At 52.1% G+C, this 15052-nt stretch carries 17 protein-coding genes and 2 pseudogenes; 7 read left to right on the forward strand and 12 right to left on the reverse strand.

The window, feature by feature from the left end; genetic code table 11:
- Positions 1 to 242: 242 nt before the first annotated feature.
- Both EYY67_RS06585 and EYY67_RS06590 read left to right on the forward strand, forming a co-directional pair.
- Entirely contained in the window at positions 243 to 1655 is a 1413-nt protein-coding gene (locus EYY67_RS06585; RefSeq protein ID WP_131693128.1) for an MFS transporter, read from the forward strand.
- A complete protein-coding gene (locus EYY67_RS06590) occupies positions 1652 to 4030 on the forward strand; it encodes a glycoside hydrolase family 3 N-terminal domain-containing protein (RefSeq protein WP_131693129.1) in 2379 nt (792 codons plus the stop codon). The genes EYY67_RS06585 and EYY67_RS06590 overlap by 4 nt, the downstream gene beginning before the upstream one ends.
- Positions 4031 to 4112: 82 nt before the next feature.
- On the opposite strand, the gene ruvB is transcribed toward EYY67_RS06590, so the two are convergent.
- The 6 genes from ruvB to aspS form a co-directional block, all read right to left on the reverse strand.
- The gene (gene ruvB / locus EYY67_RS06595) at positions 4113 to 5120 is read right to left on the reverse strand and encodes a Holliday junction branch migration DNA helicase RuvB (protein ID WP_131693130.1); all 1008 of its coding nucleotides are present in this window, start codon (positions 5118 to 5120) and stop codon (positions 4113 to 4115) included.
- A gap of 8 nt (positions 5121 to 5128) precedes the next feature.
- Complete coding sequence (gene ruvA / locus EYY67_RS06600; RefSeq protein WP_095925158.1) at positions 5129 to 5743, reverse strand: Holliday junction branch migration protein RuvA; 615 nt, start codon at positions 5741 to 5743, stop codon at positions 5129 to 5131.
- Between the two features lie 87 nt (positions 5744 to 5830).
- Positions 5831 to 6352: a crossover junction endodeoxyribonuclease RuvC gene (gene ruvC / locus EYY67_RS06605; protein WP_015696865.1), complete on the reverse strand. Its 522-nt coding sequence runs from the start codon at positions 6350 to 6352 to the stop codon at positions 5831 to 5833.
- Positions 6353 to 6461: 109 nt separating this feature from the next.
- Positions 6462 to 7205 carry a YebC/PmpR family DNA-binding transcriptional regulator gene (locus EYY67_RS06610; RefSeq protein ID WP_013575035.1) on the reverse strand — a complete coding sequence of 248 codons (744 nt, stop codon included), beginning with the start codon at positions 7203 to 7205 and terminating at the stop codon, positions 6462 to 6464.
- 25 nt (positions 7206 to 7230) lie between these two features.
- The gene (gene nudB, locus EYY67_RS06615) at positions 7231 to 7677 is read right to left on the reverse strand and encodes a dihydroneopterin triphosphate diphosphatase (protein WP_131693131.1); all 447 of its coding nucleotides are present in this window, start codon (positions 7675 to 7677) and stop codon (positions 7231 to 7233) included.
- Positions 7677 to 9473, reverse strand: a complete 1797-nt coding sequence (gene aspS, locus EYY67_RS06620) for an aspartate--tRNA ligase (protein ID WP_095922385.1) — start codon at positions 9471 to 9473, stop codon at positions 7677 to 7679. The genes nudB and aspS overlap by 1 nt, the downstream gene beginning before the upstream one ends.
- Before the next feature lie 336 nt (positions 9474 to 9809).
- Here aspS and EYY67_RS06625 point away from each other — a divergent pair, with 336 nt between their 5' ends.
- Together EYY67_RS06625 and EYY67_RS06630 are read left to right on the forward strand one after the other, a co-directional pair.
- Positions 9810 to 10385 (forward strand): hydrolase, encoded by a 576-nt coding sequence (locus EYY67_RS06625; RefSeq protein WP_095922386.1) that lies wholly within the window; start codon positions 9810 to 9812, stop codon positions 10383 to 10385.
- 223 nt (positions 10386 to 10608) lie between these two features.
- Positions 10609 to 11045: pseudogene (locus tag EYY67_RS06630) on the forward strand (transposase); the annotation flags it as partial.
- A gap of 87 nt (positions 11046 to 11132) precedes the next feature.
- On the opposite strand, the gene EYY67_RS24680 reads toward EYY67_RS06630, so the two are convergent.
- On the reverse strand, positions 11133 to 11597 hold the full coding sequence (locus EYY67_RS24680; protein WP_037034906.1) for a hypothetical protein: 465 nt from the start codon (positions 11595 to 11597) through the stop codon (positions 11133 to 11135).
- Between EYY67_RS24680 and EYY67_RS06640 the strand changes: the two genes are divergently transcribed.
- From EYY67_RS06640 to EYY67_RS06650, 3 genes and pseudogenes are all read left to right on the forward strand, one after another.
- The gene (locus tag EYY67_RS06640; RefSeq protein ID WP_131693132.1) at positions 11596 to 11949 is read left to right on the forward strand and encodes a hypothetical protein; all 354 of its coding nucleotides are present in this window, start codon (positions 11596 to 11598) and stop codon (positions 11947 to 11949) included. The genes EYY67_RS24680 and EYY67_RS06640 overlap by 2 nt on opposite strands.
- An 8-nt stretch (positions 11950 to 11957) precedes the next feature.
- A pseudogene (locus EYY67_RS24975) lies at positions 11958 to 12089 on the forward strand (cell envelope integrity TolA C-terminal domain-containing protein); the annotation flags it as partial.
- A 9-nt stretch (positions 12090 to 12098) separates the two neighbouring features.
- Positions 12099 to 12362: a hypothetical protein gene (locus EYY67_RS06650; protein WP_037035834.1), complete on the forward strand. Its 264-nt coding sequence runs from the start codon at positions 12099 to 12101 to the stop codon at positions 12360 to 12362.
- A 347-nt stretch (positions 12363 to 12709) separates the two neighbouring features.
- On the opposite strand, the gene EYY67_RS06655 is transcribed toward EYY67_RS06650, so the two are convergent.
- The 5 genes from EYY67_RS06655 to EYY67_RS06675 form a co-directional block, all read right to left on the reverse strand.
- Positions 12710 to 13042, reverse strand: coding sequence for a DUF1493 family protein (locus EYY67_RS06655; protein WP_131693134.1), 333 nt, complete (start codon positions 13040 to 13042; stop codon positions 12710 to 12712).
- Entirely contained in the window at positions 13036 to 13479 is a 444-nt protein-coding gene (locus EYY67_RS06660; protein ID WP_037035837.1) for an STM2901 family protein, read from the reverse strand. The genes EYY67_RS06655 and EYY67_RS06660 overlap by 7 nt, the downstream gene beginning before the upstream one ends.
- Positions 13480 to 13489: 10 nt before the next feature.
- Complete coding sequence (locus EYY67_RS06665; protein WP_131693135.1) at positions 13490 to 13975, reverse strand: Hcp family type VI secretion system effector; 486 nt, start codon at positions 13973 to 13975, stop codon at positions 13490 to 13492.
- Between the two features lie 145 nt (positions 13976 to 14120).
- Entirely contained in the window at positions 14121 to 14549 is a 429-nt protein-coding gene (locus EYY67_RS06670) for a hypothetical protein (protein ID WP_131693136.1), read from the reverse strand.
- Positions 14546 to 15037 (reverse strand): hypothetical protein, encoded by a 492-nt coding sequence (locus EYY67_RS06675; RefSeq protein ID WP_131693137.1) that lies wholly within the window; start codon positions 15035 to 15037, stop codon positions 14546 to 14548. Before EYY67_RS06675 ends, EYY67_RS06670 begins: the two co-directional genes overlap by 4 nt.
- Between the last annotated feature and the right edge of the window lie 15 nt (positions 15038 to 15052).

Genomic DNA, 15052 nt, shown 5'->3' on the forward strand with positions numbered 1-15052 from the left:
CAAAAGCAGGGATTTCTGCAAGTCAGGCCAAAAGCCCGCGCTCAGTTTGAACCCGCTCACAAATAAAAAACAAAATCAAAAAACGTAATTTGTATATTCGTTTCCTCAATTGTCTGACTCGATTCTATTCACAATACTTCTGGCAACATTTTACTTCTCCATGCTGTTTATCTTTCTTTTCGTCAAAGACATTAATTAATTTCAGTCGGTTATCTCTCCTTACCCAAAGCAGGTAACAAATAATGATGATCACTCCGGTTCTTTCAGTAAAAGATAAGATTGGCTACGGACTCGGCGATATGGCCAGTGCGCTGGTCTGGCAAACTGCGACCTTGTTTCTGGCATATTTCTACACGGATGTTTTTGGTTTACCCGCCGCGATTATGGGCACATTATTTTTAGTCGTGCGTGCCGTGGATGCCTGTGTGGATCCCTGTATCGGCGCACTGGTAGACCGGACAACCTCGCGCTACGGGAAATTCCGTCCCTGGCTGCTGTGGTTTGCGATCCCGTTTGGTGTCTGTTGCCTGATCACGTTTTACGTGCCGGATGTCTCCCCGACCGGAAAAATCATCTACGCGACAATCACTTATACCTTATTAAGCCTGGTGTATTCCGCCATTAATGTGCCGTATTGCGCGATGCCGGGGGCGTTAACGCTGGATCCGCGCGAGCGTCATTCGTTGCAGTCGTGGCGCTTTGCGCTGTCATTTATCGGCGGACTGGTGGTGACGGTGATTGCCCTGCCGCTGGTGGCAAAACTGGGCGCGGGCAATCCGCAAAAAGGCTATTTCTACGCCATGAGCCTGATGGGATTACTCGGCATCGTATTATTTTTCTGCTGTTTCGCCATGACGCGCGAGCGTTATCATCCGCGCAATGACACCTCCGGTTCGATGCTGAGCGATCTGAAATTACTGTGGAATAACGCACAATGGCGCATCGTGTTTATTTTTAATATTCTGCTGTTGTGCGCGGTGGTAATCCGTGGCTCCGCGACCATGTATTACGTGAAATATGTTCTCGCCCGCCCGGATCTGATTTTCAATTTTATTGTTTTTGGCATGATCGCCTCATTATTTGGCGCGTTACTGTCTGAAAAATTATTAGGAAAATTCGACCGGGTTAAATCCTATCAGTGGACGATCCTGACGTTTGTGGTGTGTAACGCGGCTATTTTCTTTATCCCGTCTCCTTCCATTGGCCTTATTTTCGCCTTCAATCTGGTGTTCAGTTTTATCCAGAATCTCACGACGCCGCTGCAATGGACGATGTTCTCCGACGTGGTGGATCACGAGGAATCCCGTACCGGCCGCCGTCTTGACGGCCTGGTGTTTTCCACCGCGTTGTTTGCCATCAAATTCGGACTGGCGCTGGGCGGCGCCATCGTCGGCTGGGTTCTCGGCATGGTCGATTATGTGCCGAATGCCGTCACGCAAAGCTCTGGCGTGATGCTGACCATCAATTCGCTGTTCACGCTGGTGCCGTGCGCCTTGTTCCTGCTGATGGCCGCCCTGCTGTTTGCCTACAAACTTAACAGCCGCACGATGCAGAACATCGCGGCATCCCTCGCCACCCGCCGTTCTTTCGGCGGCGAAGAGGAACCCGTGCTCAGCGGTACCCGCCCTTTGATTAATCAAGGAGATGCAAGATGACTCACCTTTATCAGGATGCTTCACAACCCGTTGCCACCCGCGTCGCCGATCTTCTGGCACGCATGACGCCGGAGGAAAAATTCGCCCAGATGCATGCGTTCTGGCTGATCCTCGACAGCAACGGCAATCATCAGGAGCGTACCGATCTCAGCGACGATTTTGCCGGTCACAAGCAGAGTGACGCGCTGGAACAACAACTGAAGTCCGGCGCGGGGCAAATTACTCGCCCGCTCGGCACGCATGTGGTCAGCCCGGCGGAAGGCGTACGGGCGCTGAACCGGCTGCAAAAAACGCTGGTGGAAGACACGCGGCTGGGTATTCCGGCGATGTTCCACGAAGAGTGTCTGGTCGGCCTGTTGTGCAAAGATGCCACGCTGTTTCCCTCATCACTGAGCTATGCCTCCACCTGGGATCCGCAACTGATGGAGCAGATTGCCGCCGCGATCCGCGACGAAGCACAAAGTGTCGGTTGTCATCAGGGGCTGGCGCCGGTGCTGGATGTGTCGCGCGATGTGCGCTGGGGACGTACCGAGGAAACCTTTGGCGAAGATCCCTATCTGGTTGGTGTCATGGCGACGGCTTACGTGCGCGGTTTGCAGGGCGAAAAACGTGACCTGCTGGCAACGCTGAAACATTACGTCGGGCATTCTTTCAGCGAAGGGGCGCGCAACCATGCGCCGGTGCATCTCGGTTTCCGCGAGCTGAATGACACCTTCCTGCTGCCGTTTGAAATGGCGGTAAAACTGGCGAATGCCGGTTCGGTGATGCCTGCCTATCATGATATCGACGGCCAGCCGTGCCACAGCGATCACTTCCTGCTGACGGAAGTGTTGCGCGAACAGTGGGGATTCGATGGCCTGATTGTCGCCGACTACGGTGGCGTCAGTCTGCTGCATCAGCATCATGGCGTCAGCCATGATGATGCGGAATCTGCCGCGCTGGCGTTTAATGCCGGTCTGGATATCGAATTGCCGAAAGGCGACTGCGCGCAACATCTGGCCGATGCGGTGTCGCGGGGGCTGATTGATATGGCGAAAATTGACGAGATTGTCGCCCGCGTGCTGACCGAAAAATTCCGCCTCGGATTATTTGAGCAACCTTACGCCAGTGTGCCTCAGCCGCAATTGCAGCAACCCGCCACGCGGGAACTGGCCTGGCAAGCCGCCGTCCGCTCCATCACCCTGCTGGAAAACAATGGCATCCTGCCGCTCAGGCCCCGGTCCGGCCAGAAAATCGCCGTCATCGGCCCGACGGCAGATGATCCGCTGGCCTTACTCAGCGGTTACAGCTTCCCGGTGCATCTGATCATCAGCGAAATGGAAGCGCAGACAGAACAGGTCATCACGCCGTTACAGGCTTTGCGTGACGCTTACGGTGAACAAAATATCCGTTATGCCAAAGGTTGCCATATTCTCGAAAAACGCACCGCCGGTGCGCCGGTATTCCCCGGCGATGCGGGAACCCCGATGCAAAATTCACCGGTCTCACAAAGCACCGCACTTATTCCGCAGGCGGTGAAACTGGCGCAGGAGAGTGACGTCGCACTGGTATTTGTCGGCGATCTGGCCGGATTGTTCCAGAGCGGAACGGTCGGAGAAGGTTCTGATACTGACAGCCTGCAACTGCCCGGCGTTCAGCAGCAGTTGCTCGAAGACATTGTGGCGACCGGCAAACCGACCATTGTGGTGATGACCGGAGGCCGTCCGTATTCTCTCGGCGGGCTGGAAGACGACGTCGCGGGATATCTGATGGCCTTCGCGCCCGGTCAGGAAGGCGGACGCGCGATCAGCGATATCATCAGCGGCAAACAGGCACCGTCGGGACGTCTGGTGGTATCCGTGCCGAAAAGCGCCGGGGCGATGCCCTATTATTACAATCACAAACTGAAAAGTGGCGGCACGCCGATTGCCTTCCACTTTGGCGCACAGTACACGTTTGGTTACGGGCTGAGCGGCACCACGTTCCGTTATCATGATTTTCAGCTCAGTCAGCATCCTGTCGCCATCGAAAATGGCGACATTGAGGTGCAGATACAAGTCACCAATACCGGTAAGCAGGCGGGCAGCGAAGTGGTGCAGGTTTATCTGCGCGACTGCGTGGCATCACTGGTGCGTCCGGTGCAGGAACTCAAGGCTTTCGAACGTGTTGAACTGGACGCCGGACAAACCGCGACGCTGAGTTTCAGCATCCCCACCGACATGCTGAATTTCACAAATCATGCGGGTAAACGCATCGTGGAACCGGGTTTTGTCGAGGTACAGGTAGGGTCGTCGAGCAGGGATATTCATGCGCGTGGCAAGATCACGCTGTCCGGCGAAGTGCGGGAGTTGCCGCGTCACTGGCGGATGGTCAGCCGCTGTGAGGTCAGTCAGTAATTTCTGCTGGCTGAGATAAGCAAAACGGACGCTCAGGGCGTCCGTTTGACTTTCTGGCACAGAACCCTGCGCAAAGAACCGGTTATTCCGTTTCTCTCGCGATACCAAAGTGCTTATACGCATGATTGGTTGCCATGCGACCGCGCGGTGTGCGCTGAATAAAGCCCTGCTGGATCAGGAAGGGTTCGATGACGTCTTCAATCGTCTCGCGTTCTTCGCCGATTGCCGCCGCTAAGTTATCCAGTCCGACCGGTCCGCCGGTGAACCTGTCGATAATCGCCAGCAGCAGTTTGCGGTCCATGTAATCGAAGCCTTCGGCATCCACGTCCAGCATATCCAGCGCGCCGTTGGCCACATCACCGTTAATGGTGCCGTCGCCTTTGACTTCGGCAAAGTCACGCACACGGCGCAACAGACGGTTGGCGATACGCGGCGTACCGCGTGAACGGCGGGCAATCTGATGCGCGCCCTCTTCCGACAACTCCAGCCCAAGGCATGACGCACTGCGCCCGACAATGTGCTGCAAATCCGCCACCTGATAAAACTCCAGACGCTGCACAATCCCGAAACGGTCACGCAAAGGAGACGTCAGGGAACCCGCGCGGGTGGTGGCACCAATCAGGGTAAAGGGCGGAAGATCAAGTTTGATGGAACGTGCCGCCGGGCCTTCACCGATCATGATATCCAGCTGATAGTCTTCCATCGCCGGATAAAGAATTTCTTCAACGACGGGCGAAAGACGGTGGATTTCATCGATGAACAGCACGTCGTGCGGCTCGAGATTGGTCAGCATCGCGGCCAGATCACCGGCCTTTTCCAGCACCGGCCCCGACGTGGTGCGTAAATTCACGCCCATTTCGTTCGCCACAATGTTAGCCAGCGTGGTTTTTCCCAGTCCCGGAGGGCCGAAAATCAACAGGTGATCGAGCGCATCTTTGCGTTGCTTAGCCGCCTGAATAAAGATTTCCATTTGCGAGCGCACATGAGGCTGACCGACGTATTCGTTGAGCAGCTTCGGGCGGATCGCACGGTCAATGACCTCTTCTTCACTGAAGACTTCGGAAGAAATCAGGCGGTCAGCTTCAATCATCGTTTACCTCACAGCGCCGCGCGCAGCGCTTCTCTAATTAACGTTTCAGATTCGGCGCCCGGTTTGGCAACCTTGCTGATCATGCGGCTGGCTTCTGGGGGTTTGTATCCGAGGGATATCAGGGCTGCAACGGCCTCGCCTTCGGCGTCAGATTCTTTAGCTTTCGACGACGATGCAGGTAGCGTGATATCAGTATGACTGTTAAATAGATCACCGTTTAATCCTTTAAACCGGTCTTTCATTTCGACAACCAGGCGTTCTGCGGTTTTCTTACCGACGCCGGGTAACTTGATTAATGCGGTGATTTCTTCCTTTTCGACCGCACTGACAAACTGCTGTGCCGACATGCCTGACAGGATCGCCAGCGCCAGCTTTGGCCCGACGCCGTTCACTTTAATCAGTTCCCGGAACAGCGCGCGCTCTTGCTTATCGTTAAATCCGTAGAGCAACTGGGCATCTTCACGGACGATAAATTGCGTGAATATGATAGCTTCCTGGCCCAGTTCCGGCAATTCATAAAAACAGGTCATCGGCATATGCACTTCATAGCCCACGCCGTTGGTTTCAAGCAGCACCAAAGGGGGCTGTTTTTCCAGAATAATGCCTCGTAGTCTGCCTATCACGTTCATTTTCCTTATCAGGTCAAAAGCAGCGATGTTTATATCATAAAAAAAGCTGGATGGATATCCAGCCCAATGGGCTTGCGGCGTCTATCGCATACGTCCGCGCGCCATCTGCAATTTATCGCTGCTGAGCCGGATGGCATTCTGGCTCATGTGACAATGGGTGATGGCAATCGCCAGCGCATCGGCGGCATCCGCCTGAGGGTTCGCCGGTAATTTCAGGATCGAACGCACCATATGCTGCACCTGCGATTTTTCAGCAGCACCGGTACCGACGACGGTCTGTTTCACCTGCCTCGCCGCGTACTCAAACACCGGCAAATCCTGATTTACCGCCGCGACTATCGCCGCACCACGCGCCTGTCCCAGCTTTAATGCCGAGTCGGCATTCTTCGCCATAAACACGGATTCGATGGCAAAAAAATCAGGCTGAAATTGCGTAATGATTTCCGACACACCGGCGTAAATCAGTTTCAGACGCCCCGGCATATCGTCAACCACGGTGCGGATACAACCGCTGCCGAGATAGCTCAGCTGACGCCCTGTCTGGCGGATAATGCCATAGCCGGTAATACGCGAACCGGGGTCGATCCCCAGAATAATAGCCATAGCCAGTCAACGCCTTGTGTTGTCGTTTTTTTTGGAAAGTTGGGGAGAGTATAAACTGCTGAGGCACAACAGGATAGCCAGCCGGTGGCAGCCACCGGCGGCACTGAGATTACAGAGTTTCTGCGATCTCGTCGGAGATTTCACCGTTGTGGTAAACCTCCTGCACATCGTCACAATCTTCCAGCATGTCGATCAGGCGCAACAGTTTCGGTGCAGTTTCTGCATCCATGTCGGCTTTGGTCGATGGGATCATGGTGACTTCTGCGGAATCAGCTTTATAACCTGCCGCTTCCAGCGCGTCTTTCACTTCACCCAGGTTTTCCCAGGCGGTGAAGACGTCGATAGCGCCGTCATCGTAAGAAATGATGTCTTCAGCGCCCGCTTCCAGCGCGGCTTCCATCAGCACGTCTTCATCCAGGCCAGGAGCGAAAGTGATCACGCCTTTTTTGGAGAACAGGTAAGCCACGGAACCGTCGGTACCCAGATTGCCACCGGTTTTGGTGAAGGCATGACGCACTTCTGCCACGGTACGGTTGCGGTTATCACTCAGACATTCAACCATGATGGCTGAGCCACCCGGACCGTAACCTTCATAAATGATGGTTTCCATGTTGGTGTCTTCGTCACCGCCCACGCCACGTGCGATAGCGCGGTTGAGGGTATCGCGGGTCATGTTGTTAGACAGCGCTTTATCAATTGCCGCACGCAGACGTGGGTTTGAACCCGCATCGCCGCCGCCCAGACGTGCCGCTGTCACCAGCTCACGAATGATTTTTGTGAAAATTTTGCCGCGTTTAGAATCTTGCGCCGCTTTGCGGTGCTTGGTGTTGGCCCACTTACTGTGACCTGCCATAAATATCTCCAAAAAGTCTAAAGTCTTAACAGACCGAATAGTTTACAAATTCTTCAATCGCCTGCTGGTTGCTCGGAGACACCGTCAGCGCAGCCGCTGCGGATTTATCGAGCCACCGGTATGCATGATGTTCAGTAAGAACCACATCACGCTCGTCGGGTAACGCCAGACAGAACCAATGTTCTTTGTTACGGGTCACGCCGGGAGCATAGCGATGGCGCAAATGCGCAAATATTTCAAAGTCCTCGCAGCGGTCGCAGTCCTGCAGAGTCAGGTTTTCACCTGCAATGTCGATACCGACCTCTTCCAGAACTTCACGCTGCGCGGTTTGATCCGGGGATTCCCCGTCCTCCAGACTGCCGGTTACCGACTGCCAGAAGTTCGGGTCATCCTTACGTTGGAGCATCAGCACCCTGCCGGTGTTGCTGGCGTAGATGACGCACAGTATCGACTCAGGACGCTTATAGCTCATTAGTTATTCTCTGTATTTGTGTCTGGTGTCACTTCTTTTTTCGCGACTACCGCAATGCCCAGCTCCAGCAGTGATGCCGGATTGGCAAAACTTGGGGCTTCGGTCATCAGACACGCCGCAGCGGTGGTTTTCGGGAAGGCGATCACGTCACGGATATTATCCGTACCGGTCAGCAACATCACCAGACGATCCAGACCAAATGCCAGACCGGCATGCGGAGGCGTGCCGTATTTCAGGGCGTCGAGCAGGAAGCCGAATTTCTCGCGCTGTTCGTGCTCGTTAATCCCCAGAATGCTGAACACGGTCTGCTGCATTTCGCTGCGGTGGATACGCACGGAACCGCCGCCCACTTCGTAGCCGTTGATTACCATGTCGTAGGCGTTCGCGATAGCGGAAACCGGGTTCGCCGCCAGTTCTTCTGCGGTCATGTCTTTTGGCGCAGTGAACGGGTGGTGCATGGCACTCAGGCCGCCTTCGTCGGTGTCTTCAAACATCGGGAAGTCGATGACCCACAGCGGAGCCCACATGTCTTCTTTGGTGATTTTCAGGTCACGGCCAACTTTCAGACGCAGCGCGCCAATCGCGTCGGTCACGATCTTGGCGCTGGCTGCGCCGAAGAAGATCATGTCGCCGTCTTGTGCGCCGGTGCGTTCAATCAGCGCTGACAGCAGGTCTTCATTAAGGAATTTCGCCACCGGGCTCTGGATACCTTCCAGGCCTTTCGCGACTTCATTCACTTTGATGTAAGCCAGACCTTTCGCGCCGTAGATTTCGATGAATTTAGCGTATTCGTCGATTTGCTTACGGCTCAGGGAAGCCCCGCCTGGCACGCGCAACGCGGCCACGCGGCCTTTCGGATCGTTAGCCGGATCGGCGAACACTTTGAACTCGATGTTTTTCATCAGGTCAGCGACATCGACCATTTCCATCGGGTTACGCAGGTCCGGCTTATCGGAACCGTAACGACGCATTGCTTCTGCAAAAGTCATGATAGGGAAGTCACCCAGATCCACACCTTTCACTTCCTGCCACAGTTCGCGGGCCAGTTTCTCCATCACTTCACGCACTTGTTCGGCGCTCATGAAGGACGTTTCCACGTCGATCTGGGTAAATTCTGGCTGACGGTCAGCACGTAAATCTTCATCACGGAAGCATTTTACGATCTGATAATAACGGTCAAAGCCGGACATCATCAGCAGCTGTTTGAACAGCTGAGGGGACTGCGGCAAGGCGTAGAACTTGCCTTTGTGCACACGGCTTGGCACCAGATAGTCACGCGCACCTTCCGGCGTGGCTTTGGTCAGCATCGGGGTTTCGATGTCGAGGAAGTCATGGCTGTCCATGAAACGACGCACGAAGCTGGTGATTTTGGCACGCGCTTTCAGGCGGTTCGCCATTTCAGGGCGGCGCAGATCCAGATAGCGGTATTTCAGACGCGCTTCTTCGGTGTTGACGTGGTTGGAGTCCAGCGGCAGCGATTCTGAGCGGTTGATGATGTTCAGCTTGCTGGCGAACACTTCCACTTCACCGGTCGCCATGTCTTTGTTGAACTGGCTTTCCGGGCGCGCACGCACGGTGCCGGTTAACTGGATACAGAACTCGTTACGCAGTTCAGACGCCAGTTTGTAGGCTTCTGCCTGATCGGGGTCGAAGAAAACCTGAACGATGCCTTCGCGGTCACGCATATCGATGAAAATCAAACCACCCAAATCACGGCGACGGTTAACCCAGCCACACAATGTTACTTCCTGGCCCACATTGGACGCATTCAGTTTTCCACAATATACAGTACGCATAACGGTATCCTTTTGATCCCACTACCCGGCCTCATGGCTCACAGGCACAGAAACGGTTATTGACTCTGGTCGCCCGCCGCAAAACTCAGCAGCGCGCGGAATGGGTTTTATTCAGGTCGAAAAAAGGCGGCTATTATAAAGGAATTTCCGACGAAGGATAAGTGCGAACACGTCAACGCAGGCGCGGAAATTCACACCTGTTGCTTGCTACACATAATTTAACAAAATTATCCCCAATTTGATCCGCCCGTTAGCATAGACTCGCGCAATCCCCTTTGTACACGCAGTAAATGATTCCTTTCTCTCATTACCCATTTTGAAAACCGGGAGCTAAACATGAAACTTGACCCTAAAACCACCGCGCTGGTGCTGATCGACTTACAGAAAGGGATTTTACCGTTCGCGGGTGGCCCGCACACCGCACAACAGGTGCTGGATAATGCCACTGAACTGGCAAACCGTTTCCGTAAGCTGGGCGCACCGGTGGTGATGGTCCGCGTCGGCTGGTCTGATTCCTTCGACGAAGCGCTGAAGCAGCCTGTCGATATTCCTGCGGCTGCGCCGGAAGGCGGTTTACCGGCAAGCTGGTGGGAATTCCCGGAACAACTGGGCGTGACCGACAGCGATCTGCTGGTGATCAAACGTCAGTGGGGCGCGTTTTACGGCACCGATCTGGATTTACAACTGCGCCGTCGCGGCATTAAAAGCATCGTGCTGGCGGGTATTTCAACCAATATCGGCGTGGAATCGACCGCGCGTAACGCCTGGGAACACGGCTATGAGCTGGTGATCGCTGAAGATGCGTGCAGCGCGCACAACAACGATCATCATCAGTCAAGCATGCAGTTTATTTTCCCGCGTATCAGCCGCGTACGTTCCACTGCCGAAGTGCTTGCCGCTCTGCCAGAGTAACGTTACCCTGATTTTCATGCCTGAACGCCGCCCGCTGAGGCGGCGTTTTATTTGGGAATTCCGGCTCAGAAAACAGGGAACAGCGATATGTATATTGGCTTACCGCAATGGCACCACAACGCCTGGACACAGGTGGGTTTGCGTGATCTCCTCCCTGAAAACAGTGCCAGTCTAAACTGAAGTATCCGGTCTTTCTTTCATCTCACTGAGAGGCATATCAACCATGAAAAAGACCCGTTATACCGAAGAACAGATAGCCTTTGCCCTTAAACAGGCTGAAATCGGCACTCGGGTGGAGGAAGTGTGCAGAAAGATGGGGATTTCTGAGGCTACTTTTTACAATTGGAAGAAGAAGTTTGGCGGCATGGGCGTGACAGAACTGCGTTGGCTGCGCCAACTGGCGGAAGATAATCACCGCCTGAAACGGCTGGTCGCCGATCTCAGTCTGGACAAGGAAATGCTGCAGGACGTCATCCGAAAAAAGTTCTGAGGCCGGTGCAGAAACGCGAGGCGGTTGAATACCTGCTGGCGGCGTACCGCATCGGGGTTCGCAGGGGATGCCGGCTGATGATGCAGAGCCGAACGGTCTACAACTACTGCAGCTGCCGCGATGACCGGGCCCTCACGCAGCGGATACGGGAGATTGCAGAAACCCGCATTAATTTGTGTCAATTTTTATGAATTTAATCCCGAACCATGCCACAACACAGGCCGGGAAGCCCCTAAACAAGCCGTATTAAATGCAACTTAAAAAGACTTCTCTGCGTATGCTTCGCTAACATTAGGGTGATTTTGAGCACAGATTTTTAGGATGGTTAGCGCATGTTGCATTAGCGCCTCACTGCGCTCTGGTTCAAACCATTGACCATTAAACTTACCACCATGGAAAAGGTTGTTTCTCACGCGACGTATTAATACAAAAATCTTTAGTGCTACGTTCGGTTCTTCTAGCGGAGTGGCATCCCAAGCAAGAGCACCATCTTTAACAACCTGCTTTTTTGGCGGGTGATTAATAAAATAGTCAACAGCGGCAATGAATGCAGGGTCTTTAGGTGAGGTAAAGACGTGCTTAACATCTTTTGCATACCAATCCCAGTTTGCCTCTGCTTTTCCATCTTTGGGCTTTGGCTGAGTTGCTTTTAGGCAATACTCATAGCGTGAAAACTCACGAAAGAACTCAAAACTAAGATTATCTATGTTGGATTTTTCCATGCTGGCTGCCTACCTTTTTTATTTGACCACTACATCTGACCATCTGGCAATTGTTGCTAAAAACCTGAAAGAAGCATTAGAGACTGGCAAGAAGGCACCTTCATCCACTTATACCAAAGAATTCAAAGATGACCTTGTGTCTGCTGGCGTGTTCAGTATCACGGACGGCGTGGAAGCGTTAAAAGTAAAGGGTGGCAACCCTGCTGTGTACAAGAAAATCGCAACACTGGCTTTCCATGAACTGACAGGTGAAGACTTGCCGAACTACAAAACATGGCAGAAATGGACTGATGAGCAGGCCGCTAAGAAACATGCTGAATGGACTGCTGCGCTTGAAGCGAAAGGTTTCTAATAATGACACCTGCACTTACTTCAAATTGCTACGCCGTAATAACTGGCGGAGGCTTCAGCAGAACTGCCAGATTACCAAGACCACCAAGTGATGAAGTCTATGAAGTCTTTAAAAACGCCCCGCTAGACTTTAGACCGTAGGAGTTAACAATGATTGATGATGATAAGCCACGCCGCCACCAACGCTGGCTGATGGTTCTCGAAAGCGTCAAAGGTGCTGAACATCCGAAACTGGATAATTTGGAAAGCTGGCACACAACACTGAAAGCTGTCGGTGTACCTTCAAAGGTTCTGATAGGCACCAAGAGTAAGCGAACGAAAGCCATAGACCTTACGCTACAGGATTCAAAGCACGTCGCTTTGTATGAGTGGGAAGGTATCAGCGTTCGTTATCACATGAAGCGGGAGAGTTAGAAAATGGGGCATAACAGCAGTTACACGAAAGAAGAACTGAACGCACAAGTTGAAGGTTGCGGTAAGCCGGTACAAGGGTCAACAGCTAACTGTGGAGACCGTCAGCCTGACGGTGAAGCGTGGTACTGCCCTGATTGCCGACGTAAGAATAACGCCGCCCTGAAATCTCTACGCTAAAGACTGATTCCAAGAGCCTCCTTAATCTGGGGCTTTTTTATTGACGCTTCTATGTGAAATCTACCGTACCCACCCACCCTGCCCAATTTTCAGAAATGACGTACATGCACCAGTACTTACCAGCTACTGACCCAGATAATGAAAACCCGCCTCTCAGCGGGTCTGTGCAATCAGTCATAAAGCCATTTTCCAGCCCTTGCAGAATCTGCCAACATCTTGAGCGTTAACGGTTGCGGTTCATCATCATCAGCGCCACACGTGCACAGCGCAAATAAGATAAAGGTCTCTACAGGCCAGTATTTATAGAAATCGAATCCAGCAGGGTCTACCCCGAATTTCTCAAAATACTCATCCATAATCTCAGCACCCGTTTCACTTGCCCAGACATAGCGACCAGTTGACAGGCTGGTGTCAATCGTGACCGAAATCCGTTTCTTAGAAAACAGCACGGGCTTGTTGAATCGCTGGCTGTACCACTCTATGACATCCTCATTGCTTACCATAGTTTGTCATTACCTCGAGCTATGGTGTTGTACTTATTCGTAGCTTTGTACGCTATCGTAGAGACATCAGCAGCAATGATGATAATCCCCAGAATTGGAATCCACCTACCAACGAAAGCCCCCAGATTTGTCACATAGCTGAACTTGAGCCGCTTGATACTCCCCGATGTCAGCGTGGGTAAACGTCTGGTTTTGACGTCGAGTAAATGACGCAACTGTGAACTGAGTGGTGACGTTCCAAGCGTGGCGCCTACTGGCTTCCCTCTTGTTGCAATCTCTGGCTGACCAAGCAGAATTAAGCCAATCGTCAGGAAGTCATCAACACCGAAATGTTCAGCGGTAGTGTCCAAGAAAATCCAGAACAGCAATTCACCCGATGACAGGTTAGAGAATCCCCGATAGAAGTACGTTCCGTTTAGCTCTTCAACTGTATCCATGTTGCAGCACCTATCCGGTTACGCGCTCATTCCACGCATCACTGTACTGAATGTTTCCGTCAAGATACGACCATGTGATTTTGTCATACCTGACCTGCACCTGTTCAAGGTGTCCTACGTTTATGACTGTTTTGCAATCATGCATCATCGGCGTTACTGACACGATTTTAACGTTTTCTAGCGTCATGTTGTAATACTCGACTTCCTCACCAGCGTCATTGATTCGATACCACTTGAATTCAGCGGATTTGAGACTTTGACCCGTGGCAACTGCTTTCATCAGGTAGGGCGATGAGCTATCAAATTCTTTCTCGAAAATAAGTGCACCGTGGACACGTGTACCGGTCAACTTGCCGGTGTTGCCATCCGTGGGAATGTAGAGGTTATGGCTAAATGAGGTGATTTCTATTGAATGCTCACGATTCAGAACGTCAACCGAACCCTTGATAAGCGCCCCACCATCGTCTTTGAGCCATAGGTAAGCTGGTATAGCCATCTTTCAAATCTCCTTTTGAAAATTGTGGAGATAAATTATTCACGCAAGAATGACCAATAACAAGAAAAATTCATAAATTTGACTTATAGGAAGATTTTATTCCAGACACTAAATAGCCACCTTATGAGCGGGTCTGCTTGGTCAGTCATTCAAATTCTTCTTCACCGTCCGTCCAGTCTCTCCTGTCGGTGGAATCATGCCAGCCTTCACGGTCTACTTCTGCAAACTCGTTGTGCTCATTCATCGGCTCACGATGTCTTACGGGGAACGGAAACGGGGCAGATTCTTCATCACGCCAATCACCTGACGGCAAACTAAACACATGATTCATTGCTGCAAACTTTGCGTAAGGTTTCCAATCCTCTACCGTGTCCCATTCTTCAGGCTCGCGTTTGCGCCAGCCAACAATCTGCTCTGGCATAACAGTTGAGAACATCTCTTTAACGTCTCCGTGGTTTGGAGAATTGCCAATGAGACGCTTCACTTCAGGCCAAAACTCAGCAGGTATCAGGGTGCAAAGTTCATCCTGCTTCTTGGTTACTTCAAGGTAAAAATCTTTATGTGTTATTTTCATTCGTCACCGGTCGTATTTGTATAATCAGGTTCAACCTCTGGAAACAAACGGTCATCAACCTGACAGCCAGACGGCTTACCCTGCACAAAGTCAGTAACACGCTCAGTGATACCGGTGCTGACGCCCTCCGCCCCCGTAAACGTGTATTCCTTCTCTCCCAGCAACAGGAAAAAATTCACCCAACTTGCTCCGTCAAAATCTTCACGCCATAACGGATAATTAAAGAACTTATAGCCATTGTGAAATTCGATGTCACATTGCTTCATGTTGGTATTGATTATGATTTCTTTGATAAGGCGTTTAATGATGATTTGTGCTTCGATGCGGTCGGGCTTAGTTGTTAGGTCAAGATGACTTATAGTTTCGAGTTGAGATAAGGATTCCCGCTGGTGACTCTCTGCTACAGACCTTTCAGCATCCTTAATTTGCGTATTGAGTTCACGTAGTCGTTTTGCTGATGACTCTATGCCACCTGATAACTCAGCCAACTTCAAAAGATTTTC

Source organism: Rahnella victoriana (genome assembly GCF_004330295.1).
GTDB classification, from domain to species: domain Bacteria; phylum Pseudomonadota; class Gammaproteobacteria; order Enterobacterales; family Enterobacteriaceae; genus Rahnella; species Rahnella victoriana.